At 37.2% G+C, this 26,255-nt stretch carries 23 protein-coding genes and 1 rRNA gene; 7 read left to right on the plus strand and 17 right to left on the minus strand.

Features of this window, described 5'->3' with window-relative positions:
- Nucleotides 1–94: 94 nt before the first annotated feature.
- Nucleotides 95–697: a hypothetical protein gene (locus tag MNY27_RS09285; RefSeq protein ID WP_346392200.1), complete on the plus strand. Its 603-nt coding sequence runs from the start codon at nt 95–97 to the stop codon at nt 695–697.
- A gap of 56 nt (nt 698–753) precedes the next feature.
- Here MNY27_RS09285 and MNY27_RS09290 read toward each other — a convergent pair whose 3' ends face one another.
- A complete protein-coding gene (locus MNY27_RS09290) occupies nt 754–3,054 on the minus strand; it encodes a nitrate reductase (protein WP_152184835.1) in 2,301 nt (766 codons plus the stop codon).
- Nucleotides 3,055–3,167: 113 nt separating this feature from the next.
- On the opposite strand from MNY27_RS09290, the gene MNY27_RS09295 reads away from it, so the two are divergent.
- Entirely contained in the window at nt 3,168–4,496 is a 1,329-nt protein-coding gene (locus MNY27_RS09295) for a hypothetical protein (RefSeq protein ID WP_346392201.1), read from the plus strand.
- Here the strand turns inward: MNY27_RS09295 and MNY27_RS09300 are convergent.
- The 5 genes from MNY27_RS09300 to MNY27_RS09320 all read right to left on the minus strand — a co-directional run bounded on the left by MNY27_RS09300 (nt 4,436) and on the right by MNY27_RS09320 (nt 9,657).
- Nucleotides 4,436–6,001: a DmsC/YnfH family molybdoenzyme membrane anchor subunit gene (locus MNY27_RS09300; RefSeq protein ID WP_152184833.1), complete on the minus strand. Its 1,566-nt coding sequence runs from the start codon at nt 5,999–6,001 to the stop codon at nt 4,436–4,438. The two genes, MNY27_RS09295 and MNY27_RS09300, sit on opposite strands and share 61 nt — an antisense overlap.
- A gap of 227 nt (nt 6,002–6,228) precedes the next feature.
- Entirely contained in the window at nt 6,229–6,732 is a 504-nt protein-coding gene (locus MNY27_RS09305) for a hypothetical protein (protein ID WP_152184832.1), read from the minus strand.
- A complete protein-coding gene (locus tag MNY27_RS09310; RefSeq protein ID WP_152184831.1) occupies nt 6,725–7,330 on the minus strand; it encodes a hypothetical protein in 606 nt (201 codons plus the stop codon). Before MNY27_RS09310 ends, MNY27_RS09305 begins: the two co-directional genes overlap by 8 nt.
- A 48-nt stretch (nt 7,331–7,378) precedes the next feature.
- The gene (locus tag MNY27_RS09315) at nt 7,379–9,067 is read right to left on the minus strand and encodes a cbb3-type cytochrome c oxidase subunit I (RefSeq protein WP_152184830.1); all 1,689 of its coding nucleotides are present in this window, start codon (nt 9,065–9,067) and stop codon (nt 7,379–7,381) included.
- The gene (locus tag MNY27_RS09320; protein ID WP_152184829.1) at nt 9,064–9,657 is read right to left on the minus strand and encodes a hypothetical protein; all 594 of its coding nucleotides are present in this window, start codon (nt 9,655–9,657) and stop codon (nt 9,064–9,066) included. The genes MNY27_RS09315 and MNY27_RS09320 overlap by 4 nt, the downstream gene beginning before the upstream one ends.
- A 211-nt stretch (nt 9,658–9,868) precedes the next feature.
- On the opposite strand from MNY27_RS09320, the gene MNY27_RS09325 reads away from it, so the two are divergent.
- The gene (locus MNY27_RS09325) at nt 9,869–11,152 is read left to right on the plus strand and encodes an MFS transporter (protein WP_152184828.1); all 1,284 of its coding nucleotides are present in this window, start codon (nt 9,869–9,871) and stop codon (nt 11,150–11,152) included.
- Between the two features lie 14 nt (nt 11,153–11,166).
- Nucleotides 11,167–12,807, plus strand: coding sequence for a bifunctional protein-serine/threonine kinase/phosphatase (locus tag MNY27_RS09330; RefSeq protein WP_346392202.1), 1,641 nt, complete (start codon nt 11,167–11,169; stop codon nt 12,805–12,807).
- Nucleotides 12,808–12,843: 36 nt separating this feature from the next.
- Here MNY27_RS09330 and MNY27_RS09335 read toward each other — a convergent pair whose 3' ends face one another.
- From MNY27_RS09335 to napA, 9 genes are read right to left on the minus strand one after another with little or no spacing between them, the layout of a single operon-like run.
- Entirely contained in the window at nt 12,844–13,155 is a 312-nt protein-coding gene (locus tag MNY27_RS09335) for a hypothetical protein (RefSeq protein WP_152184826.1), read from the minus strand.
- Entirely contained in the window at nt 13,155–13,553 is a 399-nt protein-coding gene (locus MNY27_RS09340) for a chaperone NapD (RefSeq protein WP_152184825.1), read from the minus strand. Before MNY27_RS09340 ends, MNY27_RS09335 begins: the two co-directional genes overlap by 1 nt.
- 13 nt (nt 13,554–13,566) lie before the next feature.
- Nucleotides 13,567–14,010 carry a PAS domain-containing protein gene (locus MNY27_RS09345; protein WP_152184836.1) on the minus strand — a complete coding sequence of 148 codons (444 nt, stop codon included), beginning with the start codon at nt 14,008–14,010 and terminating at the stop codon, nt 13,567–13,569.
- Between the two features lie 17 nt (nt 14,011–14,027).
- The gene (locus MNY27_RS09350) at nt 14,028–14,981 is read right to left on the minus strand and encodes a WD40 repeat domain-containing protein (protein ID WP_152184824.1); all 954 of its coding nucleotides are present in this window, start codon (nt 14,979–14,981) and stop codon (nt 14,028–14,030) included.
- 1 nt (nt 14,982) lies between these two features.
- Nucleotides 14,983–15,480: a ferredoxin-type protein NapF gene (locus tag MNY27_RS09355; protein WP_152184823.1), complete on the minus strand. Its 498-nt coding sequence runs from the start codon at nt 15,478–15,480 to the stop codon at nt 14,983–14,985.
- 8 nt (nt 15,481–15,488) lie between these two features.
- Nucleotides 15,489–16,151 carry a nitrate reductase cytochrome c-type subunit gene (locus tag MNY27_RS09360; protein ID WP_152184822.1) on the minus strand — a complete coding sequence of 221 codons (663 nt, stop codon included), beginning with the start codon at nt 16,149–16,151 and terminating at the stop codon, nt 15,489–15,491.
- Nucleotide 16,152: 1 nt separating this feature from the next.
- Complete coding sequence (gene napH, locus MNY27_RS09365) at nt 16,153–16,983, minus strand: quinol dehydrogenase ferredoxin subunit NapH (RefSeq protein WP_152184821.1); 831 nt, start codon at nt 16,981–16,983, stop codon at nt 16,153–16,155.
- Nucleotides 16,976–17,788, minus strand: a complete 813-nt coding sequence (napG, locus tag MNY27_RS09370; protein ID WP_281346809.1) for a ferredoxin-type protein NapG — start codon at nt 17,786–17,788, stop codon at nt 16,976–16,978. The genes napH and napG overlap by 8 nt, the downstream gene beginning before the upstream one ends.
- A gap of 23 nt (nt 17,789–17,811) precedes the next feature.
- Nucleotides 17,812–20,637 (minus strand): nitrate reductase catalytic subunit NapA, encoded by a 2,826-nt coding sequence (gene napA, locus MNY27_RS09375; protein WP_152184819.1) that lies wholly within the window; start codon nt 20,635–20,637, stop codon nt 17,812–17,814.
- A 219-nt stretch (nt 20,638–20,856) separates the two neighbouring features.
- On the opposite strand from napA, the gene MNY27_RS09380 reads away from it, so the two are divergent.
- The 3 genes from MNY27_RS09380 (at nt 20,857) to MNY27_RS09390 (ending at nt 25,369) form a co-directional block, all read left to right on the plus strand.
- Nucleotides 20,857–22,218, plus strand: coding sequence for a hypothetical protein (locus tag MNY27_RS09380; RefSeq protein WP_346392203.1), 1,362 nt, complete (start codon nt 20,857–20,859; stop codon nt 22,216–22,218).
- A gap of 197 nt (nt 22,219–22,415) precedes the next feature.
- The gene (locus MNY27_RS09385; RefSeq protein WP_346392204.1) at nt 22,416–24,368 is read left to right on the plus strand and encodes a M3 family metallopeptidase; all 1,953 of its coding nucleotides are present in this window, start codon (nt 22,416–22,418) and stop codon (nt 24,366–24,368) included.
- Between the two features lie 53 nt (nt 24,369–24,421).
- The gene (locus MNY27_RS09390) at nt 24,422–25,369 is read left to right on the plus strand and encodes an endonuclease/exonuclease/phosphatase family protein (RefSeq protein WP_246153867.1); all 948 of its coding nucleotides are present in this window, start codon (nt 24,422–24,424) and stop codon (nt 25,367–25,369) included.
- Here MNY27_RS09390 and MNY27_RS09395 read toward each other — a convergent pair.
- Complete coding sequence (locus tag MNY27_RS09395; protein WP_152184815.1) at nt 25,366–26,046, minus strand: uracil-DNA glycosylase; 681 nt, start codon at nt 26,044–26,046, stop codon at nt 25,366–25,368. The genes MNY27_RS09390 and MNY27_RS09395 overlap by 4 nt on opposite strands.
- Nucleotides 26,047–26,145: 99 nt before the next feature.
- Nucleotides 26,146–26,255 (minus strand): 5S ribosomal RNA (rrf, locus tag MNY27_RS09400); the annotation flags it as partial.

The following is a 26,255-nucleotide window of genomic DNA, read 5'->3' on the forward strand; positions in this document are numbered from 1 at the left end:
CTCCTTTCAAAAAAGATGAAATGGAGTCTATCAAAAATTAATTTGATTTTTTAAGGTTTGTGTTTAAAAAGTAACTTTTAACTCACTTCCTTTAGTGCCAATTTTAGCAGTTCGTTTGACACCACCAAAAAAATTAACAATTGCAAAAAAAATAAGACAAACAATGAACAAAAATACTTTTTTGACATTACTACTATTAATGACAACTATTTATAGTTTATTCTTAATAGAGAGCCTTGAATCTAAAAGAGATATTCGAGGAAAATCTATATCTAAAATTATTAATATTGGAATTAAAGAAGATAAGGCACAAGAAGCATTGTTAGCATCATATTTAGTTAATAATAATGTTGATAGCAATTTAAGCTTAAATAATTTTAGTTCACAAAAAATCAATAATGAATTAGCTAATTTTTTAAAAACACAAAAAGATAACACACCTAGTTTAATAAATAAAAAGAGTAGTATTATTTTTCTTATTATTGGTTCAATATTAGGAATCGCAATATATACAAGGCAAATTATAAGATATTACGAAACAAGCAGTTTTATACTAATTACTAAAAGAGCAGAAAAAGAATTACAAAATTTTATTGATAGCAAAAATAAACTAGAATATTTTTCATTAACACTAATTGCTATTTCTATTATATGTTCTGTAATTGCAAATATTATATATCAATTCTTTTTTATCTAATAAGACTTCATAGCCAATAAATACACTAGCGGTCATTTATTGGCTAGAGTCAATCCTTAATAAGCCTCTTCTTCCTTCTCTCTAACCTTATGCGCCACACCCTCATAAACAACTTTATGATGTGCTATCGCTCCGCTCACCTCTTGTTCTTCAAGTGTTAGTCCCTCTGGCACTGCTTTAGAGTGAAGTTGAATGGCAGTCTGTTTAAAGTTTGGCTCACCGGACTTTGGACAGAAGCTCTCATTTGTAAGGGCATTGACAAGCTGTTCGTTAAAGTGAAACGGTACAAAAACCGTTCCCGGTCTTACACTTCCTGTCACACGCACTACTACATCATCCACACGACCACGAGGAGAACTGAGACTCATTCTATCACCTGATTTTACCTTGAGTTTTTTCGCATCATTTGGGCTTATATCTACCCATGCTTCTGGTGCTAGGTTATCCAAGATATCAATTGCTCTCGTTTTTGTGCGTGTATGCCACTGCTCAACTGTACGACCGGTATTGAGTATCACTGGAAACTCAGGACTTACCGGCTCTGCCATCGGATGCCACTCTAAAGGAAGCAGTTTTGCTTTTTGGTCCGGCGTTCTAAATGGTATATCTTTCGTATAGAGACGTTTTGATCCAAGTGGAAACTGCTCATTACACGGCCACTGAATCCCGCCATGCTCTTCTAGTAACTCATAAGTGATACCACTATAATCACACAGCTGTCCTTTTGAGACCTTTCTCCACTCTTCAAAAGCATCACGTGGCTCACTCCAACCATTAAAGAGCATCTCATTGACACCTTCGAAATATTTTGAGAACTCTAGAATGATATCAAAGTCACTCTTACTCTCACCATACGGCTCTACTGCCTTGTTGGCTTTGTTACAACGACGCTCCGAGTTTGTATAGACTCCCTCTTTTTCACCCCATGTTGCTGCTGCAAATACTACATCTGCAATCTGTGCAGTATCACCTAAAAATGCATCCTGAACGACTAAAATATCAAGTTTTGCCAAAGTTTTACGCAGTTTTTCCTGATTTACAAAGCTCACAAGCGGATTGGTTGCTGTAATCCAAAGTGCTTTTATCTCACCTCTGTCTATCGCATCGATAATCTCAGCATATTTATACCCACGCTCACGTGGGATGATCTCTTCTGGAACATTCACAATGCTTGCATATTCTTTGAGTGCTTTTTCATCACCGTAGTTTCTATAGCCCGGCAAAGAAGATGTAAAACCTGTCTCACGTGTACCCATCGCATTACACTGTCCTGTGATGGAAAATGGTCCGGCACCTTCACGACCGATATGCCCTGTTAAGAGATGCAGATTGATGATGGCACTTACAGTATCAGTTCCCATAAAGGATTGATTGACTCCCATGGTCCAAGCACTTAGTACTCTCTCTTGAGAGACAAACTCACGTGCAAGCTCATAAAGAGTCTTTACATCGATGCCAGTAATATTTGCTACCTCTTGTGGTGGGTAATCCTGAAGATGCTTACGAAGCTCTTTGATACCTGTCGTATTTGCTTTGATATAGCCTTCATTCTCCCAGCCTTGCTCTAAGATGATGTAAGCAAGACCATTAAATAGGGCCAAATCTGTACGCGGCTTGATTGGAACATAAACATCTGCCATCTGTGAAGTTTTTGAAGCACGTGGATCAATGACGATGACTTTTTTCTTCTCACGCTTATTTTTGTTGATATGCAAAGTCAAAATTGGATGGTTATCTGCGATATTTGCACCGATTAAAAAGATAGTATCTGCTTTTTCAAAATCCTCATAACTCCCTACAGGTCCGTCACTTCCAAGTGATTGTTTATAACCCATAACAGCTGAGGCCATACAAAGTGTTGTGTTACCGTCATAATTATTTGTACGAAGACCTAGTTGCACAAACTTTCCAAGTGTATAAAACTCCTCTGTTAAAAATTGTCCTGTTCCAATAACTGCAACAGCTTTGTTTCCATAGGTTTTTTGAATGCGTTTGAACTCAGAACTTACTTTACTGAATGCTTCATCCCAAGTTGCACTTTGCAACGTACCGTTTTTTCTGATAAGTGGCGTTGCTATTCTGTGTGGAGAGTTTATCATTTGATGTTCTGAGAGACCCTTTGGACAGAGTGTTCCCTGATTGACAAAGTGTTTGGGATTTCCTTTTGTATAGACCGCTTTACCATCTTTGACGCCAATGTAGAGTCCACATCCTACTCCACAGTATCCACAAGTAGAAAAAACCCATTTATCAGGTTTTCGTTCATCAGCGATCATACCGAAAACTTCATCACTGGAGAGTTTAAACTTATCCTCTTTTATGTCAAAACCTAAAAAATCTTTTATCTTGCTTATCATGAAATACTCTTTATCAAATTATTACTCAATAATATCATAAAATAGAAGATGCCTCTCTACAAAAGAGTTCAAAAATTAAGCAATAAAAATAAATTTTTCGATAAAATAATCTTATGCACAGACAAATAGATATAGATGAACAGATTTTAGATGCTTTAGTAGAGATAATTGAAAATTATGAAGATGAAATACTTTATGATTATAAAGGCAAAGAGAACCAGATTTTACTCAAAAGTACTCTGGTATCTCGCATAACTGATTTCTTATTTAAAAATATTCCCATTACAGAAGATGCACAAAAAGATCTTATAAAAGCATATATCCGCGCCGCATTTGAGCTGACACAAAATGCTGTCGTTATCAGTAAGAAAGGTAATCTTTTTATCAAAATCATTGATGAAACAGTCCGGAAACAGGTCGCAGAAAAAGATAAAAACACAGTCAAAAATCGCTATAACGGTATCAAAGAAGAGGAGCTGCAATCTTTTTATAATGAATTTTTCGAAGAAGAAGAGAACAAAACCTTCTTCTTCGAAGTTGCCAAAGAGTTTGTTCATAAATATTTTATCGTCAAAAAAATTTCCAATGATGAGTTTGAGAGAAATGTTTTCTCGTACATCCATGCAATCACCCTAGAGAAACTTGCCAAAATCTATGATGATGAAGATGAATTTTTTCTCGGTTTTGCCGGTTATATTTTTCGTATCCACTTTAAAGAGGTCTTCTCTTTTATCTCTGAACTCATCTTAGATGAGATCGCTATCTCCAATCGTTATATGATGGATTTTCTCAACTACTACTCTCAAGATATTTTGGTTGTAAAAGGTGTCAAATATAAAGTCCCTCACATCGAAGCAGACAATGGCCTTCGATGGACAGTTCCCTCAATGCTCAGTATTGTAAAGATCTATACAAAGGCTAAAACATCCATAATTGAACTCAAAAAAGAGAAAAATGATTTTCAAAAAAGAGTTCAAAAATTTTATGTCAACGGACTCTCTCCTGTTAAAAACAATGAGCTGTTACAGAGTGAAAAGGCAAGTCTGGAGATCGAGATAGAACATACTACCCGCTCCATAAATATTTTAAATGACAAACTCGACATCACAAAAGATGATGAGAAGAAAAAAGTAGTAAGAGAGGAGATTCTAAAAGAACAAGAAAAACTCAAACAGATTAAAGAGAAAAAAGAAGAGATACTGCAAAAAGTTGTAAAACAAAAAGGACTCTCTGAGTATGTAGCCCTGCAAAAAGAGCTTGACACACTAAGTAGAAAACTCCAGCGTGAGAAAAAAATCCTCAAACAAAATGAAGAAGCTTACAACTCCATCAAAAGTGCCCTTGTCAAAGCACTTATCTCTAAAAAAGCAGACTCTAGAACTTATCTCTGCTTTCCTACGAAAAATCCACCAGCCATACCAAGTGGTACAACTGTCGTATAAAAAAGAAATCTGTCCGCTATCTCACTTGCAAAACTCACAAGTAGCGTTAGCCCTAAAATCACAGAGGCCATCATCATAGATGCACCACTGACAAAAACAAGTGCTAAAAGTGGGAGCAGCACACCTCCTAATAGAAGTGTTACAAAACGTATCTTCTTCACATTCGAAAAATTTTCATTAAGTAGTCGCTTTGTACGTTGCAGTTGGTACGCATTCTCTTTGGCATCTAGTGTACGTATATCTTCATAAGAGAAGAAGAGCTGTGCAAGTGCACCAAGCATTCCCATCGTTGTAAGTGGAATAATTGCCTCTTGCACACTCGATAAACTACTGATAAATGCAAGTAAAAATGCACCGATATAAGCTACTCCGAAAAACTTATAGTTCGTCGTTATACGATTCCATGACGGACGCGCTTTTATACGGTAAATCATACTCTGTGCATAGATTCCATACACGCCTACAGCAAGTGTAAGAGCTTCTATCAAGAGTCTTAAGAACTGTGAAACATCAAAGAAATAAAGTGCCACAACACCAGACATCAACCCAGTAAAGACGCCAAGAGCCAATGCCTCACGTGAGAGCCAAGAAGTTTTGATGTTCTTCATCGCAGTAAGAGCCAAAAACGGACGACCAAGGTGCAGTGCAGAGAGTGGTAGACCAATGGCAGCCGGAAGCATAACCAGCAGAGCCATGATCCAGTTTGTACTCTCAAATCCAAAAAGGCTCATCACATCACCCAAAAAGAGGGCAAAGAAACCACCTAAAGATATCTGTGTAAGCACTGTCATAAAGACAAGCGGTATCTCTTTATGAGCAGGTTTTAATATATGCTCATCCATCTCTTTCATATTTTCAGGTAGGTTATCAGGAAGTGTGTAGCGAGTTGTTGAGTTTGTGATGCGGGCATCCGGTAAAAACGGCATATTTGCCTCTTCATCTATGTCACGATTTAACCACTCTTCAACATTGACCACTTCTATCTCTATAGCCCCTGCAGGACAGGCTTGAACACATGCAGGACTCTGCCCCTCATCAAGCCTCTCATGACACATATGACACTTGGTGACGATATTTCTCTCTTCATGAAAAACAGGTACCTGATAGGGACAGTTCCATGTACAGTACTGACACCCTATACAGACATCATCATCATGAAAAACAATTCCGTTATCAAGTTTGATATATGAGTTTGTAGGACACCCTTTCATACACTCCGGGTCTATACAATGATTACAGGACATGGAGTTGAGCATCTGAGTAAAAACCGGAAAGTCCCCACCTTCCATCTCACCGACACGACGCCATTTTATATCTGCAGGATTGTTATTTTGTTCGTTACAGGCAACTTCACAACAGCGACAACCAACACACTTCACTGCATCAAAGTGAAAACGGTACTGTTCTCCTTCTTTAAGCGGTGGAACATCAATGGAGTATGAACCACACTGCATTCCTGTATCTGCTTTGTGATCTATAAAACTCTCTAAGGGTGTCTTGCTCATCTCTTGCCTCTGTTTGCTTTAACCCAAATTTTAGAAATCTCTATTACATAATTTGGGTTTAATATTAGGCATATTATACACAGATATAAGACTCCTCACTCTAAAACAGTGGATAAAAAATAAGCAAATGCTATTTTATTCCGCTAAGTCTTCTTTGTCCATTGTCATACCAACAATAATGATTCCAGCTAAAAAAAGGACAATTATTCCCATAAACAGATATGCCATTAACACTCCTTTTTATAAAATATCTCTTTTTTCTTTACCAGTACAATAAACTTTTCTCTATCTTCTGTAGATTTAAATGTACTTTTTGGAAAAAAGAGAAAGGAGTCCCCTTTATATAGTAGATAACCATCACATAAAGAGATAACTTCTAAAATCTCTCGCCACTCTATAAAACTTCCATCAATTTTCAAGTTATTCTCATCTATCTCAATGCTAAACTTATGATTTTTTATATCAGAAGCCATAAATCCACGAAGCAGCATATTTTTACGCAGTGGCCAACGCAAAGCGTACCAGTAAATCACAAGCAAAGTTGAGATAATCAACAGTCCATAAACATCTTTTTTGAGTGCTCCAACAACACCGAACTGTGTAAGTGCTATAAAAAACCACCCTAAAAATCTCTTTGGAGAGTGTTTCATATTAAAGTCATAAATGGCTTTGCTTGCCTGTAAGAAAGTCTCTTTATCCCAGGTATATGCTAACTTTATCTTCTTAGACATGTTCATCACACTCTTCTATCATCAAGTCCTCTTTTTTGATGCACCCTTGCTCTTGCAAATCCTCCAGTAATGCTTTGGTTTGCAAATATTTTTCATCATATATCTTTTTATTTGTTGCATAAAGTCTGCTCTGCTTCTTCCCATACCAATACGCTAGTGCTACAGAAGAAGCAAAAAGACCATAAATCCACCACTGCCAATCTTTTAGGTTGAGAAGCACTATGAAATACTGCACAGAGAAAAGAACAAAAAATTCGATTGAAAAGATGATGACAAGTGTAGCACTCTGTTCAAAATCAAGTGTATATTTTTCAAGCTCACGCAACGAAGCTAAATTTTCATTCACCTGCTTTGCTTTGGACTTGCACTCATCTTTTAAATCATCTGTCTTAATGTCTCTTATATGAATATTGCTCAGATTATACTCAACAGTTGTCTGCATATAATCATTTAAGATTTCAGGACGCTTTTGCATCGCCTCATGTATCTCATCTTCACTGACACGATTTTTCTTCCAGAATCGCTGAACATCTTGCAGTACCAAATCATAAAGACCTACTGTTTTTATCTCTTTAGCAACTCGTTGTAAGTTTATCAACTTTGATTTCCTTGTTTTGAGTCTGGAGTATTTCCAGACTCTTTTTTTCTAATTTGCAAATGCAGGGTCATCTGCTGGTTCTATCTCATCTTCTATACCATAAGAAGCAGTTTTATCTTCTGCAGGTAAAAAGATTCCGATTAACCCTTTGATACCAACACTCATAACAATGTTATATAAGAATACAAACCATGCAATTAATAGCATACTTCCACAAATAGCCGCAAATATCATGTCTGGATTGAACTGTCCGTCAACATAGAGGTGACGACGAAGCATTCCGTCTAGTCCGGCCATACCCATAAATGCACCCATCCCGATACCACCTATGAGGTGTAACCAGTAGTGTGTATTCGAGAGCTTATGCGAGTAGAGCTTTGTGTTGTTTGTCACAATCGGCCACAGTACATAAACAGCAGAATAGAGTGTCATATAAAGACCAACAATCAGTGCAATATGCACATGCGCTCCAATAATCCACTGTGTATTATGCAGTACTCTGTTCATCCCCATATCTGCTTGAATGATAGCAGCAGGTACAGCCAGACCAAACCCAATGAGTCCGCCAAGAAGATACTTTAACTCCATTGTCATTTTCAGTGGACGTGCCTTCCAGAGTGTTACAAGCGTAATGAAAAGCGCAAGTCCCTGCGTGAGCAGTTCAAATGCCGTTACCATCTCACCGGAAATCAATTTCATCATTTCAGGTTGACCTTGGTCACCAAGAAGGTGATGCGACCAAACCATCCAAGAGACAAGAAGTTCAAGCATCAGTGCCGCACGCGCAACATTTTCCATAAAGAGCTTTTGCCCGGTGATGAGTGTAGCTAAAAGATACCATGAACCTGCAACATAGATAAGTACAAGCCCATCAGCAACAAGATCAAGCCCCCACCAAAAAAAGTTCTTATAAAGCAGGGCATCAATTGCCGAGACATCCCATGAAGCTCCACTAAGATCTGCGAGTAAAAAGACAAGGACCAAGATACCTGCACCTAAAATAACCACAGCATCTAAGAATGTATCAACCGTACCACGAAAGATAGCCACAACAGGAAGTGCAAGTGCGGGCTCTTTTGTATATGGTGGCTTGCCTCTGAGCTTATTCATCAAATTTAACAGTCCGTCAATACCAAAACCAGAGATTAGTAACTCTTTCATTGTTTTATCTTTATGTACACCTACGCGGGCAAAGATCGTTGCATAGATATTATAGATAAATCCAAATGTACCAAACATAATGAGTGCCACACCAATGATAAAGACAACCCCACCAATGGCACTAAACTGCGAAGTATCTGCCGGAAGCGGCCAGTAAAGCGTATAAAGCGGTGCATATTGCCATACAAATGCAGCCATCCAGGCAAGCGCAGTCCCAAGTGTAATTAGTAACCATGTCCAGTTTGCAAGTTTTACACTGTAGAGCGGTTTTTTAGTAAGATAAGGTACCAAAAATAAAAAAGCACCAAACACAAGTTGATATGTCGAACCAAAGATCCCAACGATTGGGTGTACTGTCATAATTGAGAAGAAATGATCAGGATGAAAGAACTGTTCAGGAACAGGATTACCAGGAACCCGTCCAACCTCAACCATCCTCATTATCATACCCTCTAAAGCAACAAGCCCATAAAACAAAAAGCTCATCACAACTGATCGAAGCGTCACTTTTTGTAAAGCATTGAGACTTTTGTGATCAAAATTCGTACCTTCTATAAGGTTTTTTGTAAAACTCATTTTTTCAATCCTCCCTCTTTACAGCCTGTTACTTTTACAAAGTTTTTCACTTCCATCAAATCCTCTCCATCTTCACTGTATTGATGCGGACCGGAATACTCTGTTGAAGTCATATTAAAGACACCATTATGATTGAATGTCCAAAGAATATCATTCGGTGTTCCCGGATTTACCTGCATCTGCATTACCATAGAACCATCCTGACGAAAAAGTCCAAATCCATATGTCAAATCATGACTTTTAACATTAAAAAGAACTCTTTCCTCACACTGAATCACTATCTGTTTCGTTGGAAGCTTCCATTTATGGTTTTTTACCTCTATATTGTATACTGCATCAGGTTTGATGTTATGTCTGTCTATATCTTCAGATACCCATGGAATTGTGTTGTATGTAAAGATATGGTGTCCTACACCACCAGCAACTAAAAATGCCATATACCAGTAAAACGGTATACGAAAGACCGATTTTGCATCTTTTCTTGTCAGGTTATATCCAAACCATGCAACAATAGAAATAATCATTGCCGCATAGATCGAGTATGCAACCCAGTGAAACGCAAGTAATTGGGCCGAGTTTGTAAACGTCATCTTCTTTCTCCTTCAAATTTTGTAGAATTTTATAAAAACGCTTAAATATTAACCTTGATATATATCAATAAATATACATATGTTTTGCATATATTGAGCAATTATTAATCATACACTATTTTCAAACTGTATATTTTTTAACCATACATACACACGCAAAAGAGCTCTTATATATTATAATTGCAGCATCAATTAACTAGGAGAGATTTTTATGGCAGGATTTAAAGCCCTTAAAGGACAAGGTGACGCAAAAACGCTTTTTGCAGCTTTTTTGTATTTTGATTTTAGTTTTATGGTTTGGACAATGCTCGGACCACTTTCAACTGAAATAGCAGAATCATTACATGCAGCCAGTGGATTCTTAATGACTCCATCACAAAAAGCGACACTACTTTCAATTCCAATCTTAGCAGGTGCACTGCTTCGTATCTTACTCGGATTCGGTGTTGATAAATTTGGACCTAAAAAGACAGCTCTTATGGCTCAGGGTGTTGTTATCTCAGTACTTTTTTACGCATTTTTCAGAGGTGAATCTATCACATATAACGAACTTTTAGTTGTGGCTCTTGGTCTTGGTTTTGCAGGGGCTTCATTTGCAGTTGCCCTTCCACAGGCTGGTCAGTGGTATCCGCCGAAACTCCAAGGTGTTGTTCTTGGAATTGCAGGGGCTGGGAACATCGGAGTCGTAATCGACTTTCTTTTTGCACCAAAAATTGCAGAGATTTGGGGATGGCAGGCAGTATTTTTAGTAGGTGGTCTTCTCTCTACTCTTATCTTTGTTACATACCTTTTTATGGCAAAAGATGCTCCTAAAGAAGTCTATGTAGCACGTCCTAAGAAAGTAGCTGATTATCTAAAACTTCTACGTGATAAAGACACATGGTGGTTTGGACTTTTTTATGCAGTTAGTTTTGGTGGATTTGTCGGTTTTGCCAACTATATGAAAGTTTACTTGATGAATACCTATCAGGTAGATATGTCTGCTTTTGGACTAGATGTTTTCAAGGAACCAAACGTAAAAGTCATTGCGGGATACTTTGGAGCACTGACAATCTTTGCAGGAGCTGTTTTACGTCCTGTCGGTGGTGCTGTTGCTGATAAAATGGGTGGTGTAAAATCACTCTATATCTTCTTTGGTGTAGTATCTGTTTTAGCACTTGTCAATTCCCTTGTTGCTCTTCCTTTTTGGGTAGCGATTGCCGTACTGTTTTTCATCATGGCGTCACTTGGCATGGCAAATGGTGCAGTTTTTCAACTTGTACCTCAGAGATTTGGTAAAGATATTGGTATAATGACAGGACTTATTGGTGCTGCTGGTGGTATCGGTGGTACAATCCTTGTCAAAACACTTGGTTGGTCAAAAGCTGCATTTGATGGGTATAGTGCCGGTTTTATGATATTTGCAGGAATTGTTTTAGTAGCTATCATCGGTATCTCACTTGTAAAAACAAGATGGAGAACAACTTGGGGTGTTGCAGCGGGTGGTAGAATTTAAAAAGGACACATTACATGACATCAAATACTCTTAAATTTTCCGGTTTTTCACTTGCTAAACGTAAAGAGCTTACTGGAGATGATTTTTATGATGTCAAAACTATTGGTGACTTGACAGTTGCCATTGTTTGTGATGGTGTTGGCAGTGCACTCGAAGGTGCTGCTGCTGCGAAACGTACAACACAGCACCTCATGAACAACTTTAAAATCCGTCCAAAATCCTGGGAGATAGAAAAATCAATCAAATCCTTTATAGAGTCTATAAACGCTATCCTTTATCAAGAGTCTCAAGTAAATTATGAATCTCCTGAACTAGTCACCACCTTAACTATCGTTGTTATCCAGGGCAATCGCCTCTATGGTGCAAATGTTGGAGATAGCAGAGTCTATCTTTATCGAGATAACAAACTCAACCAACTCTCATATGACCATGCGATGGATGAAGAAGGCTATGAAAATGTCCTCACGCAGGCTATAGGAATAGTACCTGAAGTAGAACCTTACTATTTTGAGAACATTGTCCAAAAAGATGACAAGATCCTCCTCTGCAGTGACGGTCTCTATAATGTTTTGGATGAAAAAGAACTCACAAAAAACATCAAACTCGGAAATGCACACACACTTGTAAAAAAAGCAAGTACAAAAGAAGAAGACAATCTTCCTGATGACACAACAGCTGTTGTCATTGAGATTCTCAAAGCTGATGAATATGCAACACTCAGACGTCAAAAACTTGCAATTCCCCAAACATTGAAAAAAGGACAAGTTATTGATGGTTATGAGCTTATCAAACCACTCATTCAAAATGAGCGTACATGGCTTGTCCATAAAAAAACAAAAGATTATGTACTCAAGTTTGCACCCTATGAAGCGATAGATGATGAATCAATACTGGACCTTTTTGTAAAAGAGGCATGGAATGCAAAACGGCTAAAAGCTGACTTCTTTCCAAAAGCAGTCATTCCAAAAACACGTACGATGCGTTACTATGTTATGCAGCTCTTTAAAGGTGAAGACCTTGACCACTACCTCACGCATAAACAACTCACAATTGATGACAGCGTAGAGCTTGCAGCAACTCTTTTAAAGATGTCACAGTTCTTACTCAAGTATGATCTACTTCACGGTGATATTAAACCACCAAATATCATGATTGCAAAAAATGATGATGAGAATCTGGAGTTTAAAATCATTGATTTTGGAAGTATTACAGAAATTTTTTCAACTGATTCCAAAGCAGGAACACCTAGTTTTTTAGCGCCTGAACGTTTTTTAGGTGAAGCTATCAGTGAGACAACTGAAATCTTTGCCATTGGTGTCACACTCTATGTAGCACTTACAGGGAAATATCCATACGGAGAGATAGAACCTTTTCAAAATCCATCTTTTAAAGAGGCAAAAAAGCCAAGTTCTTTTAATAAAAATATTCCTGACTGGCTTGATAGTGTCATTATGCGTTCAATTGCTATTGATAAAGAGCAGCGATACTCCCACTACTCAGAGATGCATTATGAGCTGACACACCCTGAAAAAGTAAAACCATACTTTATTAAAGATGCACCACTTATTGAAAAGTCACCGCTTGTTTTTTACAAACGCGCTTTTATAATCATGACTTTTGTCAACTTTATTCTTATCTATCTCCTACTCAAATAGTAGACAGATAAAAACAAATGAGTGTAGCCTAAAAAGCTACTCCTCTTTTTTCTCTGCAACAGGAGTGATAGGCTCACCTAACTCCTCTTCAATTTTTGCACGTTGCTCTGCCATTTTCAAACGAATCTCATCAAGTACGAACGGTGGAACATTATCATCTTTGAGCCATTTAACCTCATCAATATGTCCCCCATAATCAGCACCCATCTCTTCGATCTTTGTCTCATACTCATCTAGATCGAAACAGACCTCAACACGCTCATCATCAGGGTCTGTTACATCTTTGAGCTCTATAAACCACTTATCAGAATCATCAAGTTTTATTGTGGAAGTAAACACAACAGCCATTATTCAACTCCGTCAGGATTACTTAAACTCTTAGCAAAATCGATAAGTTCATCATCTTTTTTCTTTAAGTCTCCGTGGTATGTCACTCTGTCAATCTCGACATCTTCATTTTTAAGTAAATTTGGTACAGCATCTGATTCGTTAATTACTTTAATGTTTGCATCAAGTTCATCTTCAGAGTATGCCATCTGCATATCCGCAGCAATAACGTGAGGAATCGCTTCAATAACTTTGAGTTTACTAAGTTCTTCACTGACATCTTCACCCTCGATGGTAATAATGATACGCCCCTTTTCATCATGAAGATGGTAGTCACATACTTCACAGTTCTTCAAACTTTCAACAACTTCATCTAAAAACTTCGGTAGTGTCTGTACTACAATACTTGATATATTCATTATTCTGTCCTTTTTATTCGTAAATTACTTTTCTTATTTTTTCATTACTCTCAGCACGCATTTTATCATACAATCTTTGATATTTTAGCTTAGTTTCATAAGAAATCGGTGTTCGGAGTGATTTATACTCCACCAATTCACCATTTTTATATACTCCTGAAACTATCGCTTCAACCCAGTAAAAACCTTTATCTTTTCGCATATTTTTAACAATACCTATCCACTGTTTTCCAGCTTGAATGGTACTCCACAAATCTTTAAAAGCAGCACTTGGCATATCAGGATGTCGTACGATACTGTGTGGCTTGCCAATTAGTTCACTCTCATGATAACCACTTATCTCACAAAAAGTTTCATTTGCATAGGTAATATTCCCAGACAAATCTGTACGTGAGATGATAAGTTCATGCTCTGGTACTTCTGTCTCAATTAAAAATTCACTCTCATTAAATTCCATCATAACATACCTCCTGCTTACTTTATCTTAAAATACCGAACACTGTTAGAGCTACTGTTGATAAAAAACTCTTTTTCATTAATGAAATAAATACCATTGACTATCATCTTGTCTGATGCAAATTTCCCTATCGGTTCTCTCGTACTTGTCTGAAAAAGTGTAACATTATTGTTCATATCACTACTGTATGCACCAATGAGACCACTAGGGCTCAGACCAACTCCATAAACAAAAAACTTCGAAGCTTTATAGTACCCGCTTCCGGTCTTTACATTGTAAATACCTGCTCGTCTGTCCTGGCCTCCGGTTAGAATCATATCGCCTTTAAAGTCTATTGAGAAGATATTATCAACATTTTGCCCACTGAGTGTTTTAGTGTTTTTTCCATCTTTTGTAGAAAGCACATGAACATCTCCACTCTCATCTGCAATCACCACCATACTTCTGTCGTTATTGAGTGCAAAACTGGAAAATTTTGACATAGATGCCTGTGTCACCCAGTTCTTCTTCTTACTCTTTATATTATAAGAGATGATATCATTACTGATCAGTGCCATTAAGATATTTTCACTGTCAATAAACTTTGCTTTAATGATATTGAGCATATCATCTTTAGAGACGACAAGTTCCAGCTTATTGTCCTTATAAAGATGTATTCGACTATACCCTCCACTGTCTTGTGAAAGAATTAAAAGTGTTTTATCTATCATATCAAGAGAAAATATTTTTGAGTTGACATCATCTCCCATAAAATCTTTAATCTTCTTCAGATTTATCTTTTTTGTCTCTTTTTTACTTTTGGTATCAAAAATCTCTACTTTGCCATCATCTGTTGCAACATAAAGTATCTTTTTTACATACAATACATCTGTCGCAAGACCAGAAGAGAGTTTATATGTATATTGAGGTTCTATAAGATTTTTCCCAAACAAACTTGTAAAAAAAATCAAAACTAAAAATATATATTTCATATTAACTCACCTTTAAAATATCAATGGCATCTGCAGGACAACGTCCTATACAAAAACCGCAACTTGTACATTTTTCATTTATTTCAGGCATAAACATCGCCTTAAAGTCAATGGCATTATCAAGACATGGGTCTTTACAGGAAAAACACATGACCCCCTGCCAACTCAAACACTTCGATTGATTAATGACAATACTTGCCTCAATATACTGTTTATCCTCAACCAAAAGCACATCACTCGGGCAGACAAGCGCACACTCATCACAGTAGGTACATCCACGTACACTCAAATCCAATCTTGGTGTTTTGTCTTCTGTTATTACAATTATTTGCTCTTGACACAAAGAGGCACATTCCCCTTCGCAGTTTTGACACTCTGTGGCAAAAGCATCGGCATCTTTGTAGTATGGAGGCCTTAAAACAACATCTTTCTCTTTTGTCTCTCTTACTGCCTCTTTTACAGAGGAAGAAAGAAAGCTAAAAAGCTCTCTTCTTTCCATATTATCTACTACTTAGCAGTATCGATATGCTGCATCCATTTAGACTGATCCCAAGATGATTTTGAAGCACCATCAGGAGATGTATAAACTGGAGTAAAGTGACTCTCATCTACAAGATTGTTTGTAGCTTGTGGAGCATGACACTGTGAACAGTTAAATCTACCTGCATACAATTTTTGATCTTTATCAACCTTAATAGAAATATCCGCCATATCCTCATTTGATGTATTTTTTAGATTCTTACCATTTTTAAGAATTTTATCACCCTTAACTGCAGTTTTTGGTCTGAAGTTTGTAAAGTGAGAAATTGGAATCGGCGTTGCACCCATAGATGAAGCCATATCTGGCATATGACATGATACACACTGATTATTGTCTTTAGTAATCGGTAACATACCTGTCGTGTCATGTGGAATCATTGGTGGAGCATCTTGGAAAGCTCTTGGAAACTTTTTCGATGTTCCAGGTGCAGCTGAATGATACTCAACTTTTGGCGGAATAACATCCTCTTTTAAAAGGTCATTTGTTCCTCTGTACCCTAAATTAGCCTCAGTAATTGTTGGTTTAACAACACTTTTTTCAGCTTTTGCTTCTGTGTTTGCAGCATTACATCCAACAAGAAGTAGAGCTGAAGCAGCTAGACCTATCGTAATTTTTGTTAAAATTTTCATTTTACTCTCCCGTTTTTTTATTTTGAATAAAATCTCTTATTGAGAATCTTAAAGCATCATCATCACATACTTCAATACATCGTGCACAGTTTGTGCACTCACCTGAAAGTACAGGAATCGACTCTTTACCTATCATGTGAAGCACCTGTTTTTCAGGACAAACTACTTTACACTTCATACAAAGAGTACAATTCTCTTCAATGTGATGTACTCTAATAAAACTAAACTTTCCTAAAATTGAATAAAAACCGCCAAGAGGACAAATATGACCACACCAACCGTTTTTCAAAACCAACAAATCAAATACAAAGATGATAAGCACTGCTGCCCATCCAAATCCTATTCCAAAAATGATACCACGATGTAGCATCGAGATTGGTGAAATGAACTCAAAAGCTGCAATCCCCATCAGTGCTGAGATAACCAAGCTAAGCCCTAACACCCAATATCTTACATTTCTGCTTATTGGCTGTTTTTGCAGCTGTGCTCTGTCAATATCAAACACTCTTCGCAAATAGTTTGCACTGTCTGTAACCATATTCACAGGACAAACCCAAGAACAAAACGCACGCCCTCCAATAAGGAAGTAAAAAAGTGTTACAACTGCTACACCCAGCAATAAATCTGTTGCAACAATTACACCAGTTGCTACCATCTGCATCACTGCAAATGGATCACTCATCGGAATGATTCCAAAGATTTCAGACGTTGAAAGATTTCCTTGTAAAATCTTCCATCCCCAGGCATTTGCACCAAAAAAGAGAACTAAAATCCCAATCTGTGTAAATCTTCTTAGTATTAGATATCTGTAATGGTTCCATATCTTACTCATCTAATAAACCTTCAAATCCTGCATTGAGCTTGTCTACAGCTTTTTTTCTACTTATATTTGTTGTTGTTCGGATTGCGTGAGCATCTTTGAGTCTCGCTTCATCCTTTTTATCCCAGCCTTTTATGTAATGGCTTCCGGCTTTCCCCATCGCTACCTCACGCGGCAGAATAAAAATCGCAGGTTTTTCCGTTACACAGGCTTTCTCACACATTCCACACCCTGTACATGCATCTGCATGAACTACCGGTTTTAAGAATGCATGTTTACCGGTTCTTTCATTTTTAGAATATTCAACAGTTATCGCCTGACCTAATATTGGACACGCTCTGTAACAAGCATCACATTGAATTCCCCAAAAAGCAATACAGCTATTTTCATCAATAACTGCAAGCCCCATATCAGCTACATTGATATCAAGATGACCATCAACCGTTACACTCGGCTCATCGAGTGCACCACTTGGACAAACCGGGACACACGGAATATCTTCACACATATAACAAGGGATGTCCCTCGGTGTAAAAAACGGTGTTCCAATCGGCATATGATCACCTGGTTTTGCAAGTTTCAGTGTGTCGTACGGACACGCTTCAACACACAAACCACACTTGATACATGTTTTTAAAAAATCATTCTCTTTTATAGCTGCAGGCGGACGCAGTATAAGTGGTGAAGCTTTCGCTTCATCAAGATATGCGCTCCATACCATTCCACCTATTGCTGCATAGCCGACACCTCTTGCCATATTCAAGATAAATTTTCTTCTATCGCTAAGAGGCTTTTTTGCTTCTGAATGGTTACTCAAAATAACACTTCCTTTTTTTAAAATTATGCTTTATAAATTTTTACAGCACATTTTTTAAAGTCTGTCTGTTTCGACATTGGACACGTTTGGTCAAGCGTAACTTTATTGATAAACACACGCTCATCAAACCAAGGTACGAATACTAATGGTTTTGGAGGTCTGTTACGTCCACGAGTCTCAACACGAGCTCTTACTCTACCACGACGAGATTCAACCCAACAAAGATCATTATCTTTGAGTCCTCTCTCTTCAGCGGCTTTAGGGTTCATGTAAACCAATGCCTCTGGAACCGCACGATACAGTTCAGGCACACGCATAGTCATTGTTCCTGAGTGCCAGTGTTCAAGTACACGACCTGTACATAACCACAAGTCATAATTTTCATCTGGCATTTCTGGTGGATCCATGTACGGACGAGCAAAGATTTTCGCTTTATCAGTCAATGGTTTTTTCTTTTTATCTTGTACACCAGTCAAGTTACCTGATGGTAATGCTTTTGCAAGTGGACCATAGAATGCAAACTCACTGCCTCTACCATTCTCTTTTGCATGTTTTGCTGCATATGGGTCAAACTTAACATTAAATCTCCATGCAGTCTCTTTACCATTAACAACTGGCCATTTAAGTCCACGAACTTTATGATATGTAACAAAGTCTGCCAAGTCATGACCGTGACCACGACCAAAGGAAGCATACTCTTCCCAGAGGTATTGATGAATCATGAAACCATAACCTTTGAACACTTTACCATCAGTTCCTACTACATTTCTCTCATCACCAATACATTCAGAGTTATCATACCCTTTTTGAGGGAAAGAATCTAAATCAATTTTATATTTTTTCGCTCTGTCATTAGCATAAAGGATCTCAAACATAGTTGTATCTGGTTTATAACCCATTTTATATGCTTCTTGACGAACATCTGGAAGTTTTTTACCATTTCTAAGAGTATACGCACCCCATAGATCATCTACAGTAAAGCGTTTTGAAAGCTCAACCCACTGCCAAGTATCAGACATTGCTTCACCTACAGGAAGAACTTGCTGTCTCCAGTGTTGTGAACGTCTCTCAGCATTTCCGTAAGCACCCCATTTTTCATAAATCATCGCAGATGGTAAGATAAGGTCAGATACCATTGCAGAGATTCCTGGATATCCATCAGATGTGACGATGAAGTTATCCATCTCACGAGCAGCTTTTACCCAGTGTTTTGCATTTGCAGAATCTTGGTACGCATTACATACATTTACCCATGCAAACTTAACAACACCATCTTCAATATCACGGTGGATTTTCATAATGTGCTGATTACCAACAGGGTTGAGTGTTCCAGCAGGAATATGCCATCCTTTTTCTGTAATAGCTCTGTGTTTAGGATTCTTAACCATCATATCAGCCGGTAAACGGTGACAGAATGTACCAACTTCACGAGCAGTACCACAAGCTGAAGGCTGACCAGTTAAAGAGAATGCTCCAGAACCTGGTTTCGCTTGTTTGTTAAGCATAAAGTGAACATTATATGAAAGTGTATTATCCCAAGTACCACGTGTATGCTGATTCATACCCATAGTCCAGAAACTTACAACTTTTCTATCTTTTTCAATGTAAAGCGCTGCTAAATCTTGCAGTTTTTTCTTAAAGCTATCAAGAGACTCTTCTGGATCACCTTTACAAAGTTTTGCAGTATAGTCTAGTGTATAAGGAGCTAAAGATTTTTTGTACTCTTCAAAAGAGATTTCCCAGTGCTTGAGTGTTCCTGGAGTGTTTTTCATTACATCACCAGCTTTATAACCATACGGTTCTAATGCAGGACCTTCTAAATCAGAAACAACTTTACTCATCTCTTTCTTGTATGTTTCCATCTCAAGCTCAGTGTATTTACCGTCTTTGAAAGATTTTTCACCGGCACGTCTGAAACCATATCCGATATTTACGGGACCAGCCGCAAAAATGATATTTTTCTTGATGAAATCCCAATCAATTGCTTCAGGATGATTGTAAACAATCTCACGAGCAAGGTAGTTCCATAAAGCGAGGTCAGTATTTGGTCTAAAGATGATGTTAAAATCACCAAGGTCACATGTTCTGTGTGTATATGTCTGAATATTTACAACCTTTACACGATCTGGATCTGATAATTTTCTATCAGTTACACGAGACCATAAAATCGGGTGCATCTCTGCCATATTTGAACCCCAAGTTACGATTGTATCTGTAAGCTCGATATCATCATAACAACCAGATGGCTCATCTATACCAAATGTTTGATAAAAACCAACAACCGCAGATGCCATACAATGACGAGCATTTGGATCAATGGCATTTGATCTGAATCCACCTTTCATCATTTTCTGAGCAGCATACCCTTCCATAATAGTATATTGACCAGATGCAAATACTGCTACACCTTCAGGACCTTTCTCTTTAAGTGCGATTCTGATGTGTTTTTCCATCTCATCATAAGCTCTTTTCCAAGATATAGGAGCAAATTTCCCCTTCTTGTCAAATTCACCCTTTTCATTTACACGAAGTAGTGGTTGCGTGAGTCTGTCAGCACCATACATAATCTTCGCATTAAAATAACCTTTAATACAGTTAAGACCACGATTAACCGGAGCTGCCGGGTCCCCTTTTACTGCTACGATTTTTCTATCTTTTCCATCGCCGGTAGTTGCGAGCATAATCCCACAACCAGTACCACAGAAACGACAAGCCGCTTTATCCCATCTCCAATTACTTTCAGCTGTGCTTGCATTTGCTTCTAGCTCTGCCGGTACACTCATACCGATAGCCGCTGCTGCCGATGCTGCCGCTGAACTTTTAAGAAATTCTCTTCTTGAAAGTGACATATTTTCTCCTATTAGATAAATTTTGAACTGTTGTTAAGGTGTCCATTAACGGTACAATGATATCACTATAAGTACTCAAAATAATTGATATATGTCAAATTTATACTTCACAAATGTGGTATAATTTTGTCAGGGCCTTTGAAAAGTAGTCTAGCTTAATTTTTTAAGCTTAACATTATAATAGGCTTCTGCCTTATTACAAAGAAGAGAAGGAATAAAATGAAAAAAATTACAATGTCAGCTGTTGCTTTAACAGCTATAATGGGTTCTTTTAGTAGCGTAAGTGCTGCAGATGGTATTAATATCTTAGATGATTTAAAACTAGACGCACAAATCCGTCCAAGATATGAGATGGTAGATGATGGTAATACAAATACTGAAAATGCGAATGCGATTACTGTAAGAACAAAGTTAAAAGTAACAGGTAACCTCCTTGATGTTGATGGACTTTCTGCATCTGTTGGTATTATCTCTGTAAATAATTTTGGTTCTAACCAGTATAACTGGAAATATATTGATGATGCGGGAATACATAAAACTACATACGATGATGGTACAAAAGACTATTCTGTTGTTGTAGACCCTCAACAAGCTATGATTTCCAATGCAGAAGTTAATTATAAAACAGGAGATACTCTACTTCATGCAGGTCGTGGTCAGGTAAATCTTGATAATCAACGTTTCATCGGTACAGTTGGTTGGAGACAATTTGAGCGTTCTTATGATTCTGTATTTGTAGCGAATAATTCTATCAAAAACTTATCAGTTTTAGCTGCATGGGTTTATGGTTTCCAAGGAGTTTTTGGTGGTCCTACAATGGATGCGAATACTGTTCTTTTACATGCTGCATATACAGTAAGTGATGCATTGAAAATCACTGCTTATGACTATATGATTGCGGGTCAAGGTGATACTTTTAAGGTAACAGATGGAGGTGTTGGATTTGACACTTATGGTATTGCTTTAACTGGTAATGTGAAACTTGATGCTGTAAAACTTAACTACCGTGCTGAGTATGCAATAGAAAGTGATGCATCTATGAAAATTCAAGAAACAGCAACAAATGCAGATAATTTTAAAAGAGATGCTTCATATTATAATCTTGATGTAGGAGCAAATATTTCTGGTATTTTAGTCGGTGCTAATTATGAATTCCAAAGTGGTACATCTTTGACAGATACAAAAAATAAAACATTTGCAACTCCATTAGGAACTAATCATAAATTTAATGGATGGGCTGATATGTTTCTAAATACTCCAGATGGTGGTTTAATTGATGCAAATGTACGTCTTGGATATAAAGCAAAAGGTTTTGGTAAACTTTTAGCTGTTTATCATGAATTCACTGCTGATAAAAAAATGAGTAGTGATGGAACAACTACAGCAACAACAACTTCAGATGATTTAGGTTCTGAAATTGATGTTGTCTATGTTAATAAAATTCCAGGAGTAAATGGCTTAACTGGTCTTTTAAAATATGCTGACTATTCAAAAGGTAAAGTGAATAACGGTACTCAAAATTACACTAAAGACACTCAGAAATTCTGGGCACAGTTAGACTACAAATTCTCTACAAAATAAGAGAATGTTGAGAGTTAGACTTACAAATTTCATATAAACTCCGATATTAAGCAGCTTGGCTTACGCCTCTGCTTAATATTCCTAATAAAATGCATTATGCTTTTTCGGAAGCAAGGTTTCAACCTTGCCTTATTACACATCACACAAAATTACAAACATTTTAAATGCTATAATTACACAAAAAAGGCTGTAATTATATGAGCAAATTTTTACCATTTTCGTGCGATTTAGAAACTTTCATCGATGAACTTCAAGAAAAGATAAACGACAATCAAAAAACCATAGAGACACTCCTCACGCAAGAACAAAAAACTTTCGCAAACTTTGTAAAGCCACTCGAACTAATGGAAGAAGAACTCGAACACTTCTTCACACCACTCTCACATCTAAACGCAGTAAATAACTCAGATCAAACTCAAAAGGTCTATACAGATTCACTCCCAATCATTACAGAATACTCCACCAAACTCTCACAAGACCTAAGACTCTACGATGTATTTAAGAGGATTCAAAAAAATGAAGCAGACTCTCTTAATTTCGAACAAAAAAGAGTCCTTGAGCTCAACATCCAAAACTTTGAGCTCAGTGGTGCGCACTTGGATGATGTAACAAAAGCACGCCTGCAAGAGATTAATATCAAAAAGAGTGAACTTAGCAATAACTTCTCACAAAACCTTCTTGATGCTACAAATGCCTATGAGTACATTATAACAGATGAAAAAGATGTAGAAGGTCTGCCAGAGAGTGAGAAAGAAACAGCAAAATTTACCGATGAAGATGGTCAAGTCAAATATAAACTAACCCTCCAGATGCCATCATACATAGCCTACATGACTTACGGACCAAACAGAGCTATCCGAGAAGAGCTCTACCGAGCTTATACTTCACGTGCCCCAGAGAATGCTAAAATTATAGATGAGATTTTAGCTTTGCGTGAGGAGATGAGCAAACTCTTAGGCTTTGAAAATTATGCACAGTATTCACTGGCTTCAAAAATGGCAAAAAATGAAAAGAGTGTACTCGGATTTTTAGAGACCTTGCTTGACAACTCTATCACGCAAGCTCAAAATGAACTCCAAAAGCTCCAGGCCATAGCACCTCACCCATTAGAGAGTCACGATACTGCATTTTACAGTGAACTCCTTAAAAAAGAACAGTACGCACTAGATGAAGAGGAGTACCGTCCTTACTTTGAGCAAAGAAATGTCGTAAATGGAATGTTTTGTTTTTTAGAAAGACTTTTTGATATTACTTTTCAAGAAGTAGATGTAAAACTCTGGCATGAAAAAGCCTATGCCTATGATGTCTATGAAAACAAAAAACTCAAAGCCAGAGTCTATTTTGATCTCGAAGCAAGAGAATCCAAACGTGGTGGTGCATGGATGCATAACTGGCAATCTCACGCAACAAATATAGAAGGAGAAGAGCAACTCGCTTCTGCATTTGTTGTCTGTAATTTTCCACCTTCGAGTGACAATCAACCATCCCTTCTGCGTCATGATGATGTAGTAACACTCTTTCATGAAATGGGACACACTATCCATCATCTGCTCAGTGAAGTAAAAGAGAATGAAGTCAGTGGTGTTAATGGTGTAGAGTGGGATGCAGTCGAGTACCCAAGTCAGTTTTTGGAAAACTTTGCATATGAACCAAAAGTACTCCAACTCTTTGCAAAACATTACAAAACTGGAGAAGTTCTACCAGATGATATGATTGAAAAACTCGTGCGTAGCAAAAACTTTCTCTCAGCCCTTGGAATGCTCAGACAATTAGAGTTTTCCATCTTTGATTTTAAACTGCATTCTAAACTCTATCAAGGTGAAGAAGTTCAAAATCTTCTAGACTCCATCAGGGAAAAAACAGCACTTATTAAACCTCCTTCTTACAATAAATTTCAAAATGGTTTTGCTCACATCTTTGCAGGTGGTTATGCTGCAGGATACTACAGTTATAAATGGGCTGAAGTTTTAAGTGCCGATACTTTCTATCAAGTTGTGGATGAAGGCACTTTTGATTCAAAAACAGCAAAAAAATATCGTGATATCATTCTGCATTTGGGAGGCGCTAAAAGCATGCAGGATCTCTACATCGAGCTTATGGGAAGAGAAGCAAAACCAGAACAACTCCTCCGCCTTAATGGAATAAAATAGTGAAATTTTTTCTCTATTTGTTTCTACTGATAACAACACTTTTTGGAGAAACTTTGAAAATAGCAACATACAATGTAGAAAATCTTTTTGACTTACAAAGAAACGGACACGAATACAGAGAGTACATTCCAAATACAAAAGCAAACTGGAATGCAAAAACCTATAAGATTAAACTGCAAAATATTGCTAAAGTTATCCAAGATATTGATGCTGACATTATAGGACTCCAAGAAATAGAATCCCTTCAAGCACTTAAAGACCTACGTTACACACTAAAACGTGCAGGACTCTACTATCAGTACTATAAAATAGCAAACTTAAAAAACACTACTATAAAAGTAGCCATACTATCAAAAATGCCTTTTGTTACTACACATGAAGTAGCTGTAACATACTCCTATAGATATAGAAATATTTTAGAGGTCAAATTTAAAATCAACGGCAAAGATTTATATGTTTTAGTAAACCATTGGAAAAGTAAAGCAGGACCAGAAAGTATGCGTATAGTCTCTGCAAAAAAACTCAAAAAAAGGGTTGAAGAACTAGGATTTGATAAAAATATCATAGCCCTTGGTGACTTTAACTCAGATTATGAAGAGTACATTCGTTTTAAACGCAAAAGAAAACATAATGATACCGATGGCATCACAGGAATCAATCATATATTAGGCACTATAAACTACCAAGACACAGCAGATAAGATTAAAATAAACAAAGGTGAGTTTTATAATCTCTGGTACGATGAAAAAGATGAAAATAAAAGAATTTCCTATATTTACAGAGGAAAAAAAGAAGCAATGGACAGCATCTTAATCACAACAGCTTTACTTGATAATAAAGGTCTTGATTATAAAAAAGCCTCCATTCATTCTCTACAAAAGCCTTACCTATTCAAAGGAAAGTCAATCTATCGTTGGCAAATGAAGTGGGGAAAAACAAGACGCCACTATGGGCGAGGTTATTCTGACCACCTACCAGTTATAGCCGAATTTATTTACTAGTTTAAACACCAATCAATTGGCTCTTTTGCGTGAGCTTGTAAATATGCATTAGTTTTAGAAAATGGTTTAGAACCAAAAAAACCTCGATAAGAAGATAGTGGTGATGGGTGAGGTGCTTTCAAGACCAAATGCTTCGAACTGTCTATCAGCTTCTCTTTCATCTGAGCAGGCCTACCCCACAGTATAAAAACAACATTTTCTAAATTATCACTGATAGCTTTTATCGTAGCATCAGTAAAATTTTCCCAACCCATACCTCTATGTGAATTAGCTTCACCGGCTCGAACGGTTAAAACAGTATTTAAAAGCAATACCCCCTGCTTTGCCCATTTTGAAAGATTTCCATTTTTGGGATACGCACAACCGATATCATCGACAAGTTCAGTAAAAATATTTTTAAGTGATGGAGGAAATAAAATACCATCCCTAACAGAAAAAGAGAGTCCGTGAGCCTGATTGGCTCCATGATATGGATCTTGACCAAGAATGACTACTTTTAAATCATGAAAATCCATAGAGTTATAGGCTCGAAACAGATTACTGTTTTTTGGATATATTTTATATTGTAATTTTTCATCAAGTAAAAATTGTTTTAAATCTATAAAATATTTTTTACAAAACTCATCACGTAAGACATTTTTCCAACTTTGTGGTATTTTTGGATTAACAGCGTCCATAAAGAACCTTATTTTTTAAATACAATAATAACAAAAACTTTATTTAATAAAGAGATAATACTAATAAGAAATAGTGAGATAGATAAGAAATTGATCCGAACTAGGCAGCGACCTACATTCCCACACCTGAAAGGTGCAGTATTATCAGCGATGAGAGGCTTAGCTTCTGGGTTCGGAATGGGGACCAGGCGTTTCCCTCTCTCTATAGC

This window comes from Sulfurimonas sp. NWX79 (assembly GCF_039667035.1).
Classification (GTDB): Bacteria; Campylobacterota; Campylobacteria; order Campylobacterales; family Sulfurimonadaceae; genus Sulfurimonas; species Sulfurimonas indica.

Excerpts from the sequence above, each read along its gene's own strand:
- MNY27_RS09360 (WP_152184822.1), bottom strand. The coding sequence starts at position 16,151 with ATGAAAATTTTAACAAAAATTACGATAGGTCTAGCTGCTTCAGCTCTA.
- MNY27_RS09300 (WP_152184833.1), bottom strand. The coding sequence starts at position 6,001 with ATGAGCAAGACACCCTTAGAGAGTTTTATAGATCACAAAGCAGATACA.
- MNY27_RS09395 (WP_152184815.1), bottom strand. The coding sequence starts at position 26,046 with ATGGACGCTGTTAATCCAAAAATACCACAAAGTTGGAAAAATGTCTTA.
- MNY27_RS09355 (WP_152184823.1), bottom strand. The coding sequence starts at position 15,480 with ATGGAAAGAAGAGAGCTTTTTAGCTTTCTTTCTTCCTCTGTAAAAGAG.
- MNY27_RS09345 (WP_152184836.1), bottom strand. The coding sequence starts at position 14,010 with ATGGAATTTAATGAGAGTGAATTTTTAATTGAGACAGAAGTACCAGAG.
- MNY27_RS09330 (WP_346392202.1), top strand. The coding sequence starts at position 11,167 with ATGACATCAAATACTCTTAAATTTTCCGGTTTTTCACTTGCTAAACGT.
- MNY27_RS09325 (WP_152184828.1), top strand. The coding sequence starts at position 9,869 with ATGGCAGGATTTAAAGCCCTTAAAGGACAAGGTGACGCAAAAACGCTT.
- MNY27_RS09350 (WP_152184824.1), bottom strand. The coding sequence starts at position 14,981 with ATGAAATATATATTTTTAGTTTTGATTTTTTTTACAAGTTTGTTTGGG.
- napA (WP_152184819.1), bottom strand. The coding sequence starts at position 20,637 with ATGTCACTTTCAAGAAGAGAATTTCTTAAAAGTTCAGCGGCAGCATCG.
- MNY27_RS09340 (WP_152184825.1), bottom strand. The coding sequence starts at position 13,553 with ATGAATATATCAAGTATTGTAGTACAGACACTACCGAAGTTTTTAGAT.
- MNY27_RS09315 (WP_152184830.1), bottom strand. The coding sequence starts at position 9,067 with ATGAGTTTTACAAAAAACCTTATAGAAGGTACGAATTTTGATCACAAA.
- MNY27_RS09320 (WP_152184829.1), bottom strand. The coding sequence starts at position 9,657 with ATGACGTTTACAAACTCGGCCCAATTACTTGCGTTTCACTGGGTTGCA.
- MNY27_RS09385 (WP_346392204.1), top strand. The coding sequence starts at position 22,416 with ATGAGCAAATTTTTACCATTTTCGTGCGATTTAGAAACTTTCATCGAT.
- MNY27_RS09380 (WP_346392203.1), top strand. The coding sequence starts at position 20,857 with ATGAAAAAAATTACAATGTCAGCTGTTGCTTTAACAGCTATAATGGGT.
- MNY27_RS09290 (WP_152184835.1), bottom strand. The coding sequence starts at position 3,054 with ATGATAAGCAAGATAAAAGATTTTTTAGGTTTTGACATAAAAGAGGAT.
- napH (WP_152184821.1), bottom strand. The coding sequence starts at position 16,983 with ATGAGTAAGATATGGAACCATTACAGATATCTAATACTAAGAAGATTT.
- MNY27_RS09335 (WP_152184826.1), bottom strand. The coding sequence starts at position 13,155 with ATGGCTGTTGTGTTTACTTCCACAATAAAACTTGATGATTCTGATAAG.
- MNY27_RS09305 (WP_152184832.1), bottom strand. The coding sequence starts at position 6,732 with ATGTCTAAGAAGATAAAGTTAGCATATACCTGGGATAAAGAGACTTTC.
- MNY27_RS09295 (WP_346392201.1), top strand. The coding sequence starts at position 3,168 with ATGCACAGACAAATAGATATAGATGAACAGATTTTAGATGCTTTAGTA.